14 protein-coding genes are annotated in these 19,911 nt (G+C 29.1%); 8 read left to right on the forward strand and 6 right to left on the reverse strand.

Features of this window, described 5'->3' with window-relative positions:
* Positions 1-43 precede the first annotated feature (43 nt).
* Entirely contained in the window at positions 44-1,105 is a 1,062-nt protein-coding gene (locus tag KM029_RS18675) for a PepSY-associated TM helix domain-containing protein (protein ID WP_144074701.1), read from the forward strand.
* Positions 1,106-1,175: 70 nt separating this feature from the next.
* The gene (locus KM029_RS18680) at positions 1,176-1,793 is read left to right on the forward strand and encodes a 4'-phosphopantetheinyl transferase family protein (RefSeq protein WP_144074702.1); all 618 of its coding nucleotides are present in this window, start codon (positions 1,176-1,178) and stop codon (positions 1,791-1,793) included.
* Between the two features lie 3 nt (positions 1,794-1,796).
* On the opposite strand, the gene KM029_RS18685 is transcribed toward KM029_RS18680, so the two are convergent.
* Positions 1,797-1,985, reverse strand: coding sequence for a hypothetical protein (locus KM029_RS18685; protein WP_144074703.1), 189 nt, complete (start codon positions 1,983-1,985; stop codon positions 1,797-1,799).
* 255 nt (positions 1,986-2,240) lie between these two features.
* Between KM029_RS18685 and KM029_RS18690 the strand changes: the two genes are divergently transcribed.
* The 5 genes from KM029_RS18690 (at position 2,241) to yiaA (ending at position 14,301) form a co-directional block, all read left to right on the forward strand.
* On the forward strand, positions 2,241-5,696 hold the full coding sequence (locus KM029_RS18690) for a CHAT domain-containing protein (protein WP_144074704.1): 3,456 nt from the start codon (positions 2,241-2,243) through the stop codon (positions 5,694-5,696).
* Between the two features lie 54 nt (positions 5,697-5,750).
* A complete protein-coding gene (locus tag KM029_RS18695) occupies positions 5,751-9,386 on the forward strand; it encodes a CHAT domain-containing protein (protein WP_144074705.1) in 3,636 nt (1,211 codons plus the stop codon).
* 144 nt (positions 9,387-9,530) lie between these two features.
* Positions 9,531-12,920, forward strand: coding sequence for a CHAT domain-containing protein (locus tag KM029_RS18700; RefSeq protein ID WP_158631108.1), 3,390 nt, complete (start codon positions 9,531-9,533; stop codon positions 12,918-12,920).
* Between the two features lie 94 nt (positions 12,921-13,014).
* On the forward strand, positions 13,015-13,692 hold the full coding sequence (locus tag KM029_RS18705; protein ID WP_144074707.1) for a Rossmann-fold NAD(P)-binding domain-containing protein: 678 nt from the start codon (positions 13,015-13,017) through the stop codon (positions 13,690-13,692).
* Positions 13,693-13,905: 213 nt separating this feature from the next.
* On the forward strand, positions 13,906-14,301 hold the full coding sequence (gene yiaA / locus KM029_RS18710) for an inner membrane protein YiaA (RefSeq protein ID WP_144074708.1): 396 nt from the start codon (positions 13,906-13,908) through the stop codon (positions 14,299-14,301).
* Between the two features lie 42 nt (positions 14,302-14,343).
* Here yiaA and KM029_RS18715 read toward each other — a convergent pair whose 3' ends face one another.
* The 3 genes from KM029_RS18715 to KM029_RS18725 all read right to left on the reverse strand — a co-directional run bounded on the left by KM029_RS18715 (position 14,344) and on the right by KM029_RS18725 (position 17,785).
* The gene (locus KM029_RS18715) at positions 14,344-15,690 is read right to left on the reverse strand and encodes a leucine-rich repeat domain-containing protein (protein WP_144074709.1); all 1,347 of its coding nucleotides are present in this window, start codon (positions 15,688-15,690) and stop codon (positions 14,344-14,346) included.
* Positions 15,691-15,878: 188 nt separating this feature from the next.
* Positions 15,879-17,414 carry a M56 family metallopeptidase gene (locus tag KM029_RS18720; RefSeq protein ID WP_144074710.1) on the reverse strand — a complete coding sequence of 512 codons (1,536 nt, stop codon included), beginning with the start codon at positions 17,412-17,414 and terminating at the stop codon, positions 15,879-15,881.
* A gap of 5 nt (positions 17,415-17,419) precedes the next feature.
* The gene (locus tag KM029_RS18725) at positions 17,420-17,785 is read right to left on the reverse strand and encodes a BlaI/MecI/CopY family transcriptional regulator (RefSeq protein WP_144074711.1); all 366 of its coding nucleotides are present in this window, start codon (positions 17,783-17,785) and stop codon (positions 17,420-17,422) included.
* A 243-nt stretch (positions 17,786-18,028) separates the two neighbouring features.
* Here KM029_RS18725 and KM029_RS18730 point away from each other — a divergent pair, with 243 nt between their 5' ends.
* Complete coding sequence (locus KM029_RS18730) at positions 18,029-18,409, forward strand: energy transducer TonB (RefSeq protein ID WP_144074712.1); 381 nt, start codon at positions 18,029-18,031, stop codon at positions 18,407-18,409.
* An 83-nt stretch (positions 18,410-18,492) separates the two neighbouring features.
* On the opposite strand, the gene KM029_RS18735 is transcribed toward KM029_RS18730, so the two are convergent.
* Both KM029_RS18735 and KM029_RS18740 read right to left on the reverse strand, forming a co-directional pair.
* Positions 18,493-19,443: an HlyD family secretion protein gene (locus KM029_RS18735; RefSeq protein WP_144074713.1), complete on the reverse strand. Its 951-nt coding sequence runs from the start codon at positions 19,441-19,443 to the stop codon at positions 18,493-18,495.
* A gap of 31 nt (positions 19,444-19,474) precedes the next feature.
* Positions 19,475-19,741 carry a DUF3302 domain-containing protein gene (locus KM029_RS18740; protein ID WP_144074714.1) on the reverse strand — a complete coding sequence of 89 codons (267 nt, stop codon included), beginning with the start codon at positions 19,739-19,741 and terminating at the stop codon, positions 19,475-19,477.
* Between the last annotated feature and the right edge of the window lie 170 nt (positions 19,742-19,911).

The following is a 19,911-nucleotide window of genomic DNA, read 5'->3' on the forward strand; positions in this document are numbered from 1 at the left end:
CGAAATAATTTTTTGTCTCTATTTGTGATTAAAAATAATTTTCATGAAGATGATTATAAGGAAAATACATCAATGGTTAGGTTTAGTATTAGGAGTTCCATTAATAATAATTGGGCTATCTGGTAGCATATATACATGGCAGCCAGAACTAACAAAATTGATGTATAATGATTTATATTCAGCTCAAGAAACAACAGAAAACCTCACTCCATTAGAAATCTCCTCATTATTAGAAAAACGTAGTAATAAAAAAATAGATACTTTTTATTTTCCAGAAAGAGAGAGGGAAACATTTATTGTTAGGTTTTATAACGAAGAACTGTATCATTTTATAAATCCGAAAGATGGTAAAGAATTGGGGCAAATGGATTCAAGACGTGGTGTTTTTGATAGTCTATTGAAACTTCATATGTCTTTCTTTGTAGATGGAGGTAAATATTTTGTGGCTTGGATTGCTTTAATAACCTCAATACTTCTTTTTACATCAGGAATATATTTATGGTATCCAAAATGTAGAAAGTTTAAAAAAAGGGATTTTTGGAATTGGGTATCTATAAAAAAGAAAAGTTTTGCCATCTCATGGCATATGATGATAGGTATTTATGTAAGCATCTTCGTTATAATTTTAGGACTATCGGGCCCTTATTTCACTTTTAAAAAACAATATGTATCGGTACTTTCTGTATTAACAATGACGGAGAGTGATAAACCATTAGAAGTGAAATCAAAAGGTTCTGGAGATGTACTTAACATTCAACAGACCATGATGGAAATGAATAAGTACTTTACTTCTTATTACCCAAGATCAATTCACCTAACTCAGGATAGCGAAAAGACAATTTACTTATCTTGGATGAAAGATAAAACATTGCATGCAGGTAAAAGAGAACGGGCTTACATGAATGTAGATATCTATTCTGGTGAGCCAATATTTGTATTTAACCCTGATAAGGCATCTGCTGTAGATGCGATTACCAATAAATGGATTGCACCAATTCACTTTGGTGAACTAGGAGGTTTAATACACAGAGTAGTCAATTCTTTGGCAGGTTTAGGGTTAGCATTACTGTCTATATTAGGGTGGATGCTGTATTATAAAAGATAACTTTTAGCATAAAATTAGAGAAATTACAGATCTTCTCTTAATTTGTAAGCTTGTATAATATATAATCCAAATGGAAAAAGGATATAAGCTAGTAACAACCTCTACCGATGCCGTAAAAGGAGATATATCTTTATTAGATGGCAACGAGTTAAAGCGTTATAAACGATTTATTAAGGAACAAAAGAAAGAAGAATTTCTAATTGCTAGAACATTCTTAAAGTATACCTTAGCAAAAGAATTAGGCATTCAACCCAAGCAATTGTCTTTATCTTATACTGATAATGGTAAGCCATATTTATCACCTATTTATGGCGAAAAAGCTGTATTTTTTAATATTTCTCATAGCAACGGATACATTGTTATTGTACTTTCTGATAAAGAGATAGGGGTTGATGTAGAACCCATTTCACAGTTAGATGAAAGTAAATTAAAATGGTTTTTATCGCCACAAGAGCTAAAAGAAGTACAGTCTATAGCAAATCCAGATACAAGAAAACTTGCTCTATTTCATTTATTTACAATGAAAGAAGCATTTATAAAAGCCACTGATAAAACATACCATTTGGGCAGCTTTAACTTTTGGTATATTAATAAGCAGTGGGTTTTAGAAGTTGGAGAACCACACAACTGGAAGTTCGACCTAAAAACGATAGGTAATGAAATCGCTGTAGCAGTCTGCTATCGATAAGTATTATAATTGAATGTCGGTAATCATTACAATTAGTTTCCCTAATGACATAACAATAAAAGAAGAAGTTAGAATTGCTATTGATAGCGCTTCTATTTTATTTAATCCAAGGTAATTGTATAAATGGCGAAGTTGAACCGTTCCAAAAATAAAAATACTAATGATTATTGATCCTATTAAATAGTGTTGCATAATCTTAAATTATTTAATTATTATTTGATGTCACAATTTAGTAACTATGTTTCATATTTGTGTTATTTATTCATTTTCATTGTGTGTTTTTAACAAAAAACACTTAATTTTCTATTAAATCTCTCTTTTTGAGTAAGGAGTCAGTTAAAATATCTAGCCGTTTAATGTTATTAAAATATTTAGAATAGTATCTTTGTAATGTTATAACTTTCTAATAAACATTATAATAACCTAACAAATAATCCATCTCTATTTATGACATCTCTTATCAAGTGCTGTTTATTTGTTTTACTTTTCTGTGGATGTAATTTCTCTGCAAATGCTTATAGTAATTACACAGATTACTTTAAAGATAAAAGTGATGAATACACTGTAAGTAAAATTAAAAAGCTTTCAAAAGATGGAGATCTGAATGCAGCAAAGTTGATGTGTTTAGAATGGCTACATTATGAAGAGAAAATCCATGGACCAGAAACTATACATTCTAATATCCCTTTAATTTTATTAGGTAGAATTTGTTTAATTAGACAAGAATATGAAGAGGCCTTGGCGTCTTTTCAAAGGTCTTTGAGTATACTAGATGAAACAACTGGTTGGCTTTATCCAGATTATGCTGTCACTTTAAATCATTTAGCTACAGTCCATTTACGTTTAGGAGAGACGGAGATTTCTAAGAAAATACTTAATGAAGTAGTAAGTATTCATGAAAAAACTATTGATGCTAATAATATAAATCAGAGTCATTATTTATTTAATCTTGCCCTTTTAGCTATGAACGAAGGTCAGTTTGACCTTGCAGAAAAACATTTTTTATCAGCCAAAGAGATTTCTATAAATGTAACTTTTAGACGTTTAATAGATAGCAATTTTAGAGAGATAGATATTTTTCTATCTCATTTATATACCAAAACGTATAGACAAAAAGAGGCAATAGAAATATTAAATCAGCTCCTTTTAGATATTGAAAAAGATAATTGTCAGAAATCGGCTAATTATTCTCGTGTGTTGTTAGCACTTGGTGTTGCTTATAAAGTTGATGGTAAATATGATTTAGCTATTGCATCATTTAAAAAAGCAGAGAAACTAGTGAAGTTTCAGACAAATTCACAGCATCCTGCCTATGCATGGGTATTAAGAGAAATTGCTAACTTATTAATGTTACAAACAAACTATAAGGAAGCTGAAAAGTTACTATCTGCTGCAATTTCTATTTATAAATTAAATAAGAATGAAAATATAAGATATGTAAATACTTTAGTAGATCTTGCTAATATTTATCTTGAAACAGGTAGGTATAAAGAAGCTGCAGGGTTATTGACAAAAGGAAATCAATTAGTAGGAGATAAGAAGAAGTACAATTATTACCTTAAAAATACGGAAGCTAGATTAGCAATAATCCATGGGCAATTTGTAGATGCAGAGATTACTCTTTCAGAGAATATTGATCTGATGAGACAGGATAATCAAATGTATTTAAGAGACTTTACAACATCTGCTCTAGACCTTGTAGAACTTAATATATATTTAGGGAGAACACAAAAAGCAGAAAATACAATTAAACGTGGCCTTACTTTTTTAGAAGATATTTACCAAAAAGGATCATTAAATTATATTGATGTAATTACTACTAGAGCATATTTATATTCTGTACAAGGAAAAGCAGAATTATCATTACAAGATTTATTTAATGCTCAGAATTACCTATTAGATAAGTTTGGCAAAGACCATTTAAGTAACGGAGATTTAAATGGTTTTTTAGCTTATTATTATGGTAATCTAGGAGAGAATGAAAAAGCTGAAAAATATTATCAAGAAGCTATAAGAGTATTTAAAGCCAAAGTAACACCAAAGGCGGTACATTATATTAGAGTACAGAAGTTTTATGCAGACTTTTTAGTGAAGAATAAAAAATATGATGAAGCAATAGCAATTTATAAATCAATATATAAAAATACGCTTCCTAAAACATTAATAAATACCACTGTAAAAGCAGCTTTGGCCTATGTTTATGCATTAAATTCGGAATGGAAATTAGCAGAAGAACTCATTATAGAGAGTGTAAAAGATCGTTTTAGTTTTTATGATAATACACTTGCTTATTCTAGTACACAAGAAAAAGAACAATACTTACATAAAACAAGTGAAGTATTTGATACTTTTTATGCCATCCTGAACTTAGAAGGAGTTAATGCATCAAAAAGTATGATTGAAAATTGTTACAACTTACAGATACGGTATCGCGACTTCTTTTTAGAACAAACTAAACAACGGTCAGATCATTTACTTAAATATAAAGACGACAGGCTCAAACAAGGTTTTCCGAGTTACACAGACTACATGATTAATTTTAGAGGTAGAATAGCTTCTTTAAATTACTTCTCTAAAGAGCAAAGAGATGAATTAGGTGTAGATCCTTATAAAATAATTGATAGAGTAAATACATTAGAAAAGTCTTTGGTATATGCAGCAGATGCCTATAATGATTCTACTGCTATAACAAAGCTAACAACTTGGAAAGATGTTCAAGCTAAATTAACAGCAGATGAAATTGCTATTGAAATTGTAAAGTTGAGAACTTTGGATAAAAGAAATTCTGAGTACATCGCTTTATGTGTTACTAAAGCAAGTGATACCCCAATAATGATACCTCTAGGACATAGTAGTATTTTAGAAGATGTAGCATTTTATCAATACCAGAAACAGATTAGTCCATTAGGAAGATCATTAATTTTTGTTGACTCCGAGACAACTAAAAAAGATCCTTATACTGTATATTGGAAACCAATAAATGATAAAATTAAAGAAGGAGGAAAATCTTATTCTACAATCTATTTTTGCGCAGATGGTATTTATAGCTTATTGAATTTAAATACGCTCAGAAACCCAAGAACAGAGAAGTATTTAATTGAAGAAGAATTTATTTATAAACTAACAAGTTCTACAGAACTTATAAAAGAAAAGCGAACTAGACATAATATAGATAAAACGGCAATGTTAATTGGTAACCCTATATTTAATAAAGTAGATGGTAGCCAACAAGATACTACAACAAGACAGTCTAGAGGTTCTGTAGCAAAAGGATTAAGTATTAAATTAGATGAATTACCCGGAACTGCAGCAGAAATAAAATCGTTGGAATCTCTTCTAATAGAATGTGATTGGGATGTAGAAGTTTTTACTCAAGAAAATGCTAAAGAGGCATTACTAAAAGGGATAGAAAAATCACCATCTGTTATTCATATTGCCACGCATGGTTTCTTTTTAAACTCTTTAAAAAATCCAATATCTAGTAATCCTATGTTAAGGTCAGGTTTGTTTTTTACTGAGTTTTCAGAAATAGAAGAACGTACTTTAGAAGAGATTTATTTATCTGGAATAGATGGAATTTTAACAGCTTATGAAGTAACAACCCTTGATCTTAAAGACACAGAATTGATTATTCTTTCAGCATGTCAAACAGGTGTTTCTGAAGTAATAGAAGGAGAAGGCATTTCTGGTTTACAATATGCATTTAGTATTGCTGGAGCAAAATCTATTGTTATGAGTTTATGGAATGTAGATGATGAAGCCACTCAAAAATTAATGACAAAATTCTATACTTATTGGAAAGAAGGAAAGAATAGGCACGAAGCATTTAGAAAAGCACAGCTAGATATAATGAATGAATTTAAAAAGCCTTATTATTGGGGTGCTTTTGTAATAGTGAACTAATAGAATTACAAATAATAAACTAAACAACTTTCAAAATAACCTTTTAACTTAAGAATGAATAACTGTAATTCCCAAAAATGGAGCTTGATTATAGCTTCAGTTTTACTCTTTTGTGTGAACCTAAATAGTTATGCAACAGATGATAGAGAGCAGAAATTTTACAAAGACTCTCTTATATCATTACGCGAAAAAGGGAAACTTGACGAAGCACTTCAGTTAACGGAAAAAAATGTAGCTGAGGTAACTAAAGAGTTTGGAGCAACATCAATAAGAATGGTTATTCCTTTAATAGATAGAGGGAAAATTAGATTGGAACGTCAGGAGTTTGGAAAGAGTGCAGAAGACTTTAATCAATCTCTAAAAATAATGAAAAACTCCACAGGTTGGTTGTATCCTGATTATGCTGTGGCATTAAACTATCTAATTAGTTGTTCATTAAGATTAGGGCACTTTCAGTCTGTAAAACCCTTAATAGAAGAGGTTGAGTTAATTTTTGAAAAGACAATAGGAACTGATAATATAAATTATTCTCATACGCTATTTAATAAGGCACTTTTTGAAACGTTGGCAGGAAACTATCTAGATGCAGAAATTCATTACTTTGAAGCTATTGAGATAGCAAAAAATAAAACAGACCTCAGAACTTATTTTAGAGAGTTTTCTATTTATGAAGTTTATTTAGCAGACCTATATATTCAGCAATACCGTAACACAGAAGCAATTCATATTCTTGAATTTTTATATGATAATTATAAAAACCAACAGCTAAATAATTCTTCTGATGCTACTAGAATATTATTGTTATTGGGTGATGCAAATAGAAAAATAGAACATTTTCCAGAAGCACTTTTTTATTATAATCAATACGAATCTCAGGTAACTAAACTTTTAGGAGAGGCACATAGTGCACATGCAGTAGGGATAACAAGAATAGCAAAAGTTTATGTTCAACAATCTAAATTGAACTTAGCAAAATCACTTTTAGTAAAGGCAGAATCTATTTATAAAAAAGATGAAACTGAAAAAATTAGAAGACTTTTAGTATTACTTGATTTGGCAGATGTCTATATTCATTTAGGAAATTATGCAATAGCCAACCAACATTTAGAATTGGCAAAAGAGTTAGGAAGTTCATCGTCTTTACCTTTATATAATATTCCGCTTACATCTGCTAGGTTAAATATTCTTTATGGCCGTTTTATTGAAGCTGAGTTACAATTGTCAGAATTGTTAAATATAATGGAACGATCTCATATGGAGCGTTCAGAATATTTTGCAAAGGCAACAGAAATGTCTGTACACCTAAATATAATGTTAGGAAGAGTAGACAGAGCAGAAGAAGTATTAAATAGAGAAATGACTTTATTAAATACAATACAGCTCGAAGAATCTGTATCTTATTTTAAAGGGTTAATAACTAAAGGAAGAATAATTCCCAAAAAATATGATGATAGAAGTGTTGTCAACTCATCTTTGATTAAACAAAAGGAAATTAAATCAGAATCGTACTTAAAAGGTTTAGTCACTAAGGGGCGTATTTTACCTGTAAAAACAAAAACAGAGAACCCTGGTAGTGTTTTTAAATCTGATACAACTTTAATTTATATCAATGAGCTACTAAGTAGAGCCAAGATTTTAGAAGCTAAGAAGAACTATGCTTTGGCCTCTGAATTATTGACTAACGTAGAAGATATGGTCATTCATAAATTCTCAGAAAAGCACCATGTACTCATCGAAATTTATCAATTACAAGGTGAAAACTTAGTTGGTTTAGGAAATAAAAAAGAAGCTTTAGATTATCTGAACAAAGCATTAAAAGTCTGTAATATATTAAATATCAATAATGATAAAATTCTTTATCTCAGCATTCAGAAAGCTATTGCAGAAATTTATCTTTCAGATAATGAATTAGAAAAAGCAAGTGCTTTATACGAGCAAATTAATTATAAGTCTTTAGAAAATAAACTGATAAAAACAGATTTTGAAGGTGACATTGCCTACTTGTATGCCTTACAAGGGAAGTGGAAAGAGGCTGAAGAAAAGATTATAAATGCAACAGAAGAACGTTTGGAATTTTACAGAGAAACATTAAACTATTCTAGCGAAGATGAAAAGCGTTTGTACTTACAAAAAACTAAAACACTTTTTGATCATTTCTATGCAATGATATACATGAAAGGGACTGAGTCTTCTGGAGAAATGTTATCACATTGTTATAATTTACAATTAGAATATAGAGACTTTTTCTTAACAGAAGGGCAAAAGCGTAAACAACAATTACTCGCTTTTAAAAAGGAAAGATTAGACCAAGGGTATCCGTCTTATTTAAATAAAATGTATTCTCTTAAATCTAATATTGCTACACTAAACTATATGAGTACTAAAGAGCGAAAAGAGATTGGTGTAAATTACTACAATGTAATGGACAGAATCAATAACTTAGAAAAAGTACTTGTTTATGCTGCAGATGAATACGAGGTAGCTGCAGAGGAGACAATAAATTGGGAGCAGATTCAGAAGAAATTAGGAGAAAACCAGGTAGCTATTGAAATCATTAAATTAAAAGGTTTTCAAACAAAGGAATCAAAATACATTGCTTTAGTTATAGATAATAAGTGTACTATCCCTACTATTGTTGATATAGGAGAAACAAAATTTTTAGAAACAGAAGCCTATTTTCAATATAGCAAGCAGACTACACCTTATTCAAGATCATTAGTTATGAAATCGACTAAAGGTATTGCAGATCCGTATGAGACATTCTGGAGTCCGATTCAAAATGTAATTGCAGAGAATCAAAAAGAGGTGTTTATATGTGCAGATGGTGTGTTTAATTTAATCAATTTAAATATTCTGAAAAATAGAGAAACGGGTAAGTTTCTTATTGAAGAAATGGATATTAAAATGATGACAAGTACAGGTGAGTTGTTATTAGAAACACAACAAACTTCTGATGAGAAAAATGCATTATTAGTAGGTAATCCTGTCTTTAATGATAATAAATTTGGTTCAAGATCTGAAAATACCAGAACGGTTGTGGATGCTGCAGAAGATGATGCATTAGAGTTTATGTTAGACCCTTTACCTGGAACAGAAGTAGAAGTTATAGAGTCTAGTAGGTTATTAAAAGAAAATGGTTGGGAAGTTGAAGCCTTAATGCAAGAAAAAGCAACAGAACTCTACCTCAAAAAAATGAAGAAATCACCTAAAGTTCTTCATATTGCAACACATGGTTTTTTTATTAATGAATTACCAAATTCTATTTCTGATAATGAATTACTACGTTCTGGTTTATTCTTTTCCGAAATTTCTAAAAGAAATCAACGTGATGCCAAAGAAATTTATTCTTCTGAAGTAGACGGTATCTTAACAGCGTATGAAGCAAAAGAAGTAAACTTAGACAATACAGAATTATTGGTATTATCAGCCTGCCAAAGTGGGTTAGCAGAAGTAACCGATGGAGAAGGAATATCTGGTTTACAATATGCATTTAGAATTGCTGGGGCAGAAACAATAATTATGAGTTTATGGAGTGTTGATGACTTTGCTACTCAAAAGTTAATGACTACTTTTTATAAAAAGTGGTTTGAAACAGGAGATAAATATCAAGCATTTAAAGAGGCACAACTAGTACTTATGAATGAATATAAGAAACCTTATTATTGGGGGGCATTTGTAATGGTAAATTAAAATAAAGTAGTTTAGTTAAAGCAGTATTTGGGCAATAGTTGTATCTTATAAGAATATAACTATTGCCTTTTTTATTTAAATCTTATGCGTAACCCATCTTGTATATATATAATTAAAAGAATAGTATTTCTGCACATTTTTTTATTGCATACTTCACAAGCCTCTTTTTCACAGACAACAACTGAAAACTATAATGTATCAATAGTAGATAATTACCGTCAATATGGAGAAATGGATAAGGCTGAAGCTTATATTGATGAGTGGATTGAGAGTATTGAGAAAGAAGGTAAGCCTAATTCTATAAAACTGGTAGCTCCTTTAATTTGGAAAGGAAGGATTATCAAAGAGAAGCAAGAATACACACGTGCCATTAAATATTTAAAACAAGCAATTGAAATTATAGATAAATCGGCAGGGTGGATGTACCCCGATTATATTATTGCTACAAACTATTTATTACTTATTTATATTCGTTTAGGAGACGATGTAAATGTTGATGTTTATATTTCATTAATAGAAACATTACAAAGAAAAACAATTGGAATAAACACAACTTATAATGCACATACTCTCTTTAATAAAGGTCTTATTGAGGTTGAAAGGAAGAATTATACAACTGCAGATACGTATTTCTTAGAAGCTATTGCAGTAGCAAAATCTATTGTTACACCATTTATTTATTTAAGAGATTATTCTATAATAGAGGTTTACAGAGCAAAGTTATTAAACAAACAGGGTAAATTTGATAAAGCAATATCAATACTAAAAAACTTAGAAACAGAACTGGAGCTAAACGATTTATCAAAATCAATAGTAACAGCTCGGTTATTAATAGTTTTATCGGATACTTATGTATTGTCACAACGTTTTAATCAAGCAATAGCAACATATAAAAAAGCAGAAAAGAAAGCAATAGAGGTATATGGAACCGAAAGTATTGCTTTAGCTAATGTATGGATTAGATCTAGTGAAGTTAATTTTCAACTTTCAAATCTTCCTGAGGTGAAAAATCTCTTAATCAAAGGGATTAATATTTATGAGAAAAATGGAATAAGAGATCAAATTTATCAAAAAGCAAAATTGCAATTGGCAAGTATGTATTTGTATACAGGTCATTATTCTCAATCTAAAAAAATACTAGAGGAGGTTGGTCATAGTATTAATCATTATGGAACAAACTATATTCATTATCTATCTGTTAAAGTAAGACAATTAAAATTTCAAGATAAGTTTATACATTCTGAATTAGACCTTTTGGAGTTATCTACAAGACTTAAAAACAACTATTATGAGTATCTCTATTCTTATATAGTATGTAGTAAATTAACCATTGAGTTTAATATTTTATATGATAGAATAGATAGGGCAAAACAGTACCTTGAGGGATATAAAAAGATAATAAAAAAGTCTTCTGTTCAACCCAATTTAATCAATCTATTTCAAGCATTAGTATTAAAAGCAAAAGGTGATAATGTAGAGGCACTAAGATTACTAAACTTAGTTCAAAATCAAATTATAGAATATTATTCTGAATATCATATTAGTTTAATTCAGGTAAAATATGCTATGGCAGAGATTTATAAAAGCCAAAATAAATCGATAAAAGTAATAGAACTCTGTGATGAAATAGAAGAGATTGCAATAAGAAATGAATATGCAAAAACAGAAACATATAGACTTAAAGCAAAGCTTTTTAAAGCAGAAGAATTGATTGAATTGAATCAATTAGTAATTGCTAAAAGTCAGCTAGAAGCTTTGACAAAAATTACTATTGGAATTCCTATTATTGAAACACAAATACTTAGTCAACTAGCGTATGTAAATGCTTTAGAAAAGAACTGGTTAGAAGCGGAAAAACTTATTATTAAGGCTACAAACCAAAGAATGTTATTTTATAATGAGGTATTTAAAAAATTATCTGAAGAAGAAAAGGTAATGTATCTAAGAAGTACAAATTCTGTATTTGCCATTTTTGATACAATGATCTTCTTAAGAGGAGAGAAGTCTTCTTCTAAAATGATTGAACAATGTTATAACATTGAAATTCGTTACAGAAATTTATTAAAAAATGAAGCAATATACTCCAAACAAAAGACTAATTTATTAGAGGAATATAGTGTTGAAAGTGGGCTTCCAAATTATATAGAAAAACTGAATGCTTTACGTTCAAGAATTGCAGCGATAAGTTATATGACAAAAGCTCAAAGAGATAGTTTGAAAATAAACCCTGTAAAAGAACTAGATAGAGTAAGGAATTTAGAGAAGTCGTTGTTAAGTGCGGCCAATACTTTTGCAAATACAGAAGATAATAAATTAGACATTACTTGGCAATATATACAGTCTAATTTGAGTGATAATGATGTTGTTGTAGATATTGTTAGGATAAAGGACTACAAAGGAAAGAATAGTAAATATTTTGCTTTAATAATAAATAAGCAATCTACTGCTCCGCAACTGGTAGATTTGGGTTATGCTAAATATTTAGATAAAGTGATGTATAATGAATATCAAAATTCTTTGCATATAAAGGCTGGAATCTATTCTCTTAATTCATCAAATGATAACGTTTACAACGCATATTGGAAACCCATAAAAAAAGTAATAGAAAATAGTGATATAGATCCACACAGAATATTTGTAAGTCCTCATGGAATTTATAGCCTTATAAATATAAATACACTCAAAAACCCAGAAACAGATAAGTATGTATTAATGGAAGATTATATTTTCTTAACCACAAATACGCTGAATATTTCTTCTGATTACAAACAAGAAAATATAAAGAATAAGAGTGCATTGTTAATAGGTAACCCCTCTTTTTCAATCAATAAAAAATCAAAGAAAATTACCCTAGATGAGCGGGATAGTTTAGGTTTTGAAAAAGATGAACAAGAGATGTTTACTCTATATAATTTACCCGGAACAGCATTAGAAATAGAAAATGTAGAAAAACAACTTCTGCAAAATAATTGGGATGTATCTGTTTTATTGGGAGAACAAGCTAGAGAAGAAGGTTTACTTAATTTAAATTATTCACCGGGTGTTTTACATATTGCAACACATGGATTTTTTGATAATTCAATTAATGCAGAGTACAATTTTATAAACAAGAGGTTATTAAAATCAGGACTTTACTTCTCAGAAATTAAAGCAAACAATAATAGTAATATTCAATCGAGGTATAATAGTGGTACAGATGGAATATTAACAGCTTATGAAGTTCGATCTTTAAACTTAGACAGTACAGAATTAGTAATTTTATCGGCCTGTCAAACTGAGAATATAACCTCTATTGATGATGATGGAATTTCTGCATTACTTTTTGCATTTAATGTAGCAGGAGCTAAATCTGTTATAATGAGTTTATGGAGTGTAGATGATTATGCAACGCAACAATTAATGACAACCTTTTATAAAAAATGGCTAATTTGTAAGGATAGAGATCAGGCATTTAGAGAAGCTCAAGTAGAAAGGATGGGAGATTCTTTATACAAGGATCCTTATTTTTGGGGTGGTTTTGTGCTCATTAATTAATTTTTTTAACGAAATTGGAATCTTTCTACTCAAGAACTAATATTTTGATAATATTGGCGTTATAACTGAAACACTAAGATTTTTTTAAACTAACATGGAAAAAATTAAAGCAATTATCACAGGAGCTACAGGTATGGTAGGTAAAAGTGTTCTTCTAGAATGCCTTGATAGTGATAAAGTGGAAAAAGTATTGATCATTGTTCGTGAATCAATAGGAATGAAACATCCAAAGCTAGAAGAGGTTATTCATAAAGACTTTTTTGATCTTACAGACATTATACCAAAATTGGTAGGCTACAATGCTTGTTATTTTTGCTTAGGTATATCTTCTGCAGGCGTTTCTATAAAGGAATACTCTCATATTACTTATGATTTAACATTACATTTTGCAAATATAATTTTACCACTCAATCCAGATATTTCTTTTTGTTATGTATCTGGAGCAGGAACATCTTCTAAAGAAAATTCGGCAACTGATTGGGCAAATGTGAAAGGTAAAACAGAAAATCAGTTATTGAAATTTCCTTTTAAGTCGGCTTATATGTTTAGGCCAGCAGTTATCCAACCCGAAAAAGGAGTAGAATCTAAGGTTTCTGTTTATAAAACTATATATAAAATTTTAAGGCCAGTTTTTCCGATATTAGACCGCCTTTTTCCTAAGTATGTCACAACATCTACACGTTTAGGTAAGGCTATGATTAATGTCGTAAATAAGGGTTATAAGACAAATATTATAGAAAATGATGATATAAATGCACTTTCTGCTGTATAGCAAAAGGTAGTATATATAGAAAATAGTATAGAGAGGATATCTTAATTTAGATATCCTTTTTTACTTTTAAAAAGTGAATGACTTTTTATTCATTTATGATTTTTTATGATTAATTCAGTAACCTATCAAAGAAAACTAGCGTTAATGTTTTCAAATCTTAACTATAAGTGAGCCGAAATACGGTTGACAAAAAAATAAAAACAAAAATTAACTATGAATACTAAACCGTCAAATGCTTATGTGTTAGCTTCTTGGGTAGCTATGGGAGCAGGAGTTTTAGGGTATCTAGTAGGTCTATTTAGAGCAGAAATGTTACTTAACGAAAAAGGCTATTATCTAGTAATATTATTATTCGCATTATTCTCTTCAATATCAGTTCAAAAATGTGTTAGAGATAAAGAGGAGTTTATACAAGTCACAAATTTATATTATAGCTTAAGTTGGTTTTCATTAATAATATCTATTGTTTTATTAGGAGTAGGACTCTGGAATGCAGATCTACTTCCTTCTGAAAAAGGCTTTTATATCTTTGGTTTCTTACTATCCCTATTTGGAGCAGTAACGATCCAGAAAAATACACGGGATATTCAAAAATACGAAAGTTCATAAAAAGAATAGGGCTACAGTTATTTAACTGTAGCCCTATTCTTTTTATAGGTTAACAATAACTCCATTTTTAGTCATTACCTCTAAATCTTTTTTTAAACTATCTATAGATTCTACCATATTATCTGATAAGTTGACTATTTCAATATTTTTAAAATGCTTTATATCAGACGGAAATGATGTGATTTTATTACCCGAAAGGTCTAGTTCTACTAAATTAGATAGGGATAAAATTGAATTAGGGAAATCATATAATTTATTATCTTGAAGATATAATACTTCTAATTTTTTTAAAGAGCTGAAATCAAAAATATATTCTAAATTATTGTGATGGGCATATAACTTTTTTAATTCAACAAGTGACTGCATTTCAACAGGTAGTGTACTTATCTGATTAAATGAAATATAAAGTGTATTCAACTTTGTAAGTTGCCCAATTTCTTTAGGTAAATGTGTAATTTTATTATGATATAAGTCTAATTCTTTTAGTTCAGTTAATTGAAAGAAGGATAATGGTAAATTCTCTATTTCGTTTTCATAAAGTATAAGATTATCAAGTTTTTGTAGTTGACTTAATTCACCTGGTACGATTTTAATATTATTTCTTGCCATTACAATACTTTCTAAATCCTTCATTCTTTTTATTTTAGGTGGAATTTCAAGTAGTTGGCATTCATTCATATTCAATTTTTTAAGCTTTTTCAATTTACCAATACTATAAGGATCTAGAGGTACAATAGTTTTGTTAAGTTTTAAACTTTCTAGATTTTTTAGATGTTGAATTTTCTTAGTGTCCTCTAACGGATTTTCAGTTAAAACTAATACCTTAAGATTTTTAAGTTTTCGTAATCCTTTTGGTAGTTTTGTTAAACTACACTGACTTAAATTAAGGTATTCGAGTTTTTTTAATTTCGAGAATCGAATTTTTGAAGATGATAAATCATTTTTAGACAGATCAAGGTATTTGAGCTTCTTAAGCTGATTTAATTTTTTAGGAATAGTTTTAAAGTGGTGGTTTGTTAGTTTTAAAGTATCAATATTAATCATATCAAAAACTTGATTAGGTATTTCTTCTAATGATGAATTTTCTAAATCAATATAATGACTATTAATATCTAAACTTTCTAATTTTTTTAATACAATTTGTGTGTTATCATCTCTCTTTTTGGACAACCTTATAGAATCGTTTTTCAAATGGAGTATCCTTTGTTCATATATTTCTGGATTATCGTTTTTAATTTTGTCCCAAAAATTAGCTATTTTTTCATTTTGACTAGCTTTTTTTTGGTTATAAAAATCGATTTGCTTTTGATGAATTACTTTAACCTCTTTTCTTGTTTGAGCAAATGAAAAAAGGGGTGCAATTAATAGAATTGTGAAGATTAATTTCATTTTTAGGTTTATGGTATTAGTTAGGTTAATTATTTATCGAGAGTAATTGTCAATTATATTTTATATCCTTATGAATTAGCTAGTTTGGTTGAGTTTAAGAAGGGTACTTTAACTAACTATAAGATTTTTTAGTAAAATATTAATTAAGAAGGGAGTATAGTTGAATCTCCCTTCTTCTTCTATTATTATTATAATTTAAACGATATTGGTAACACTAATCGCTGTTTGACAATTTTTCCTTCGTGGTTTGCGGGAGTCCAATCTTTGATAGTAAGTTCTGCAATTCTCAAAACTTCTTCATCAAAAATTGAATTATCACTATTAACAATCTTGAAATCTTCCCCATTTCCATCTTTGTTTATCACAAATTGCAAATATACTTTTCCTTCAATACCTTTTTCTCTAGCTTTTTTAGGGTATTTCATTATTTGCCCAATACTTTTATAAAAACTATCCATACCATCTGGATAAAAAGCTGAGTTTTGAACAATTTCATATGTTTTTTCATCATTATTTAATTCATCAATTGATATTACACCTTTTTGTAAAGAATTAGGCTTTTTAGAAATAGGTGTAACTAAGTGAGATGTTGATGGTAATTCTTCTTTTACTTTATTGAAAAAACTTTCATTTAAATCATTTCTAAACTGTATTACAATGGCAGTTTTTACATTGCTATTAAAAACTGGTGGTAAACTAAGCCCTTTAACAACATTAATTGATTCAATTTCACCTTCATCGAGATTTTCAGAATAAATTGAGTTAGTATCCCAGTATGTTCTGCCATTATAATTATAACCATAAATCATCTCTTGATTGTACTCAGATAATTTAGGGTCAGTAGCTTCTAACTCATCTTTAATACAAGCTTGAAGAAATATAATACTACTAATTAGGATAGAAAAAGTAAATAAACTTGATATTCTTTTCCATTGATTTGTGCGTTCTTTTTTTAGCATTTTAATTCGGTTTTTAATAGTTGAAAATTGAAAGCCATGTCCAATACTAATCGAGTTATCTTCGAACAGTGATCGGATCATTAATTGACTGTATGATGCATCGTTAGTCATTTGGTTTGCCTTTTGATCAGCAAGGTATTCATGCTGCGTGCGCAGTGCAGCATCAATTATATATATAGCAGGATTAAACCAGAAGATAATCTTAAGGATTTCCATTACGAATATATCAAGAGAATGTAGTTCTTTAATATGTGTTTGTTCATGAAGAAAAATCAGCTTTTCTTCTTTAGGAGATAACGCCTTCGTATTATCCCAAAATATATATTTTAAATAAGCGAAAGTAGGGTAAAGACCTTCAGTATTAATAATCAGACTACCTTTTATTCTTTGTGGAGGATGTTTTCTGATGAAAACAAATAGTTTTATGTTAGAATAAAAAAAACGTAAAGATAGAATTAAAGTGATTGCTGTGTAACCCAGTAATACTAGTATTTTCCAACTCCAAGATTGTAATAGATTGATAGTATTACTCGTTTTTCCAATTGTTATTTCAGGCAAATATACTGTTGGTAAAATTTCAGTGATATAAACCTGTTGTTCAATTGTTAGGAGGTTTTCAAATAGAGGGAAAGTAAGACTTACTATAATTCCTAGTAATAATATGATCCTATTTTGTTGAAAAAATGTTTCATTTTTATGGAAACCAAAATAGAATAGTGCAAGTATCAATAGTCCTGAAGAGGATAGTAATAAATAATTGAGCATAGTTGTTAGTCTTTTTTGTCGTTATCAATATCCTTTAACATTTCCTCAAGTTCATTTAAGTCTACATCTTCTTTTTTAGCAAAGAACGATACCATATTTTCAAAAGACCCACTGAAAAAGCGACCTACAAAACTCTTAAGATACTGATGAGAATACTGTTCTTTACTCATTAGAGGAAAATATTGATGTGACTTTCCAAATGTCTGATGTCCTACAAATTCCTTTTGTTCTAATATTCTAATAATAGTAGAAACTGTATTGTAAGCAGGTTTAGGAGTAGGTAATTGCTCGATAATATCTTTTACAAAAGCTTTATCTAAATCCCATAAAACTTGCATTACTTGTTCTTCTGCTGTCGTTAACTTTTTCATATAATTATTTTTTATTTACCGCAATATATAAACTAAATCTTTAGTTTGAAATTTTTGAACTAATTATTTAGTTATAAAACTATGCTTTTAGTTTAAGTTGTTTTATTGATCTATTCATGATGATGATAGTCATTAAAAATTGGTAAGTGTAAGCATTACGTTTTATTGGTTAATGTTGTTACTTAGTGTTACGTTAATGTTAAGGAATAATGAACTGTATATTTATAATTAAAATAAAACAAAATGAAAAAGTTATTTACACTACTCGTTTCAATAATTATTACGGCTAATGTATTTGCAGATGATGATAAGCCATTATATAAATACACTCAAGCAAAAGCTATTAATTATGATGAAATAACACAGACAATAGATTATCCTAAAGTTGGAAAAGATTTAGGTATAGAAGGAAGCGTTAAAGTTAGAGCATATATTAATGTTGATGGTGAAGTTGTTGATTATGAAATTATGAGAGGAAGTGAAACTAGATTAGCTTCTGCAGTAGAAGATGCAATTATGAATTTAACTTTCGAACCAACAATAGTTACAAATACAATAACAGGAGAGCAACAAGCAGTACCAAGTTGGGTAATTGTTCCTTTCAATTTTTCTTTAGAATATTAATACAATAGTTATACATTATTAAACCCTTATTGGAAGACTCAATTCTTCAATAAGGGTTTTTTTTATGGTATAAAAATTAAAGATTAGGCACCTAATATCCAGAAGTAATATAAATCTGAATGCATTCTTAATTCAATTTTTCTGATGATTTCTAGAACGTCGATACTATGATCTGTTATAATTGCAAATCTACCTGATGTACCAAATTTTAATTTTTCAAGTACATCATTGTTTAAAGCAACTTTAACCATCATATGATCTTCTTCTTGAAACTGATTACTTGAAGGTAATAATCCAGAAGGGCTAAATTGTGCAGATGAGGAGCCATACATAATAGTTTCTACTTCGCCAGAGAACACTTCTCCAGGATACATTCTGTTAATCATAAATACAGAGTCTCCTTTATGAACATATTGCATACCTGCTTGATCTACAAAGCCATATACCCATTTTTTCTCATTAGAAATTAAAGACATTACAGGTTGCTTTAATTTAATATATACACCTTCTCTTAATTGTAAATTGGCAATAACACCATTAAAAGGAGCTTTAATTTTGGTATCTTTAATTAATTTTAATTGAATTGCTTTTTCTGCATTTAATTTCTCGATTGAGTGTATAACATCATTATATTGTTGTTTAGAAACAGCACCTACAGAACTTAGAGTTTTATACTCTTTAAGATACTCTCTTTGTTTTCTAAGATCAGCATTAATCGATCTTACTTTATCTTGGAAACGTGTATCATCAAGTTCAAAAAGTAAATCTCCTTTTTTAACTTCTTGCTGATCATTTACATATACTTTTTCTACTTGTCCACCATATTCAGGAGCAATTTGCAGTACATATTTCTGGACCATTACCTCTTCAGAATCAGGTGTATAAAGTCCTAATAAAATGATCTCAAAGAAAATAGCGGCAGCAGGAAGTAGGTATCTAATTCCTTTAGTGAGGAGTGTATTGGGAAGTAATTTAAATTTGTCGAAAATTAACCATGTTCCAACAAAATAGATTGTTAAAATTGCAATATCCATAACATTAATACTTTATAAGTAGGTAAAATAATTAAGAAAGTTCTGTATTAGTAGGAGCCTTATTGAAATCTGGATTATTCGGATCGTAGTAAGCCCATATGATTGCAGCAAGGAAAAGCGGAAATAAGAACAGACCAGAAAATGTCATTGCTTTTATTGCTTTAACCTGTGAATGGTTATTTTTCATTGCTATTTCAACAGGTATTTCATGTATCAGTAAGATTCCCCAGATGATGGCTACAATTCCAAATAGAATAAAAAACCAACTAAAGAAAATATATAATGTCTCAGAGTTCATAATATTTATTGTTTGATTACTAACAATGTTTATAACGAGGCCTCTAAAAAAAAGTTAAACTGATTTTCTAAACATAATTCAATAGTTTAATATTAAACCAAATTATGGTATTGTTTAGTCGTTTTATGACAATATTCTTGATTAAACTGGGTTTTAAGCCCTTATAATAT

It is taken from the genome of Flammeovirga kamogawensis, assembly GCF_018736065.1.
Lineage (GTDB): Bacteria > Bacteroidota > Bacteroidia > Cytophagales > Flammeovirgaceae > Flammeovirga > Flammeovirga kamogawensis.

Coding starts and splice junctions, on each gene's coding strand:
- KM029_RS18735 (WP_144074713.1), bottom strand. CDS start 19,443: ATGGATATTGCAATTTTAACAATCTATTTTGTTGGAACATGGTTAATT.
- KM029_RS18705 (WP_144074707.1), top strand. CDS start 13,015: ATGGAAAAAATTAAAGCAATTATCACAGGAGCTACAGGTATGGTAGGT.
- KM029_RS18695 (WP_144074705.1), top strand. CDS start 5,751: ATGAATAACTGTAATTCCCAAAAATGGAGCTTGATTATAGCTTCAGTT.
- KM029_RS18715 (WP_144074709.1), bottom strand. CDS start 15,690: ATGAAATTAATCTTCACAATTCTATTAATTGCACCCCTTTTTTCATTT.
- yiaA (WP_144074708.1), top strand. CDS start 13,906: ATGAATACTAAACCGTCAAATGCTTATGTGTTAGCTTCTTGGGTAGCT.
- KM029_RS18675 (WP_144074701.1), top strand. CDS start 44: ATGAAGATGATTATAAGGAAAATACATCAATGGTTAGGTTTAGTATTA.
- KM029_RS18720 (WP_144074710.1), bottom strand. CDS start 17,414: ATGCTCAATTATTTATTACTATCCTCTTCAGGACTATTGATACTTGCA.
- KM029_RS18725 (WP_144074711.1), bottom strand. CDS start 17,785: ATGAAAAAGTTAACGACAGCAGAAGAACAAGTAATGCAAGTTTTATGG.
- KM029_RS18685 (WP_144074703.1), bottom strand. CDS start 1,985: ATGCAACACTATTTAATAGGATCAATAATCATTAGTATTTTTATTTTT.
- KM029_RS18730 (WP_144074712.1), top strand. CDS start 18,029: ATGAAAAAGTTATTTACACTACTCGTTTCAATAATTATTACGGCTAAT.
- KM029_RS18690 (WP_144074704.1), top strand. CDS start 2,241: ATGACATCTCTTATCAAGTGCTGTTTATTTGTTTTACTTTTCTGTGGA.
- KM029_RS18740 (WP_144074714.1), bottom strand. CDS start 19,741: ATGAACTCTGAGACATTATATATTTTCTTTAGTTGGTTTTTTATTCTA.
- KM029_RS18680 (WP_144074702.1), top strand. CDS start 1,176: ATGGAAAAAGGATATAAGCTAGTAACAACCTCTACCGATGCCGTAAAA.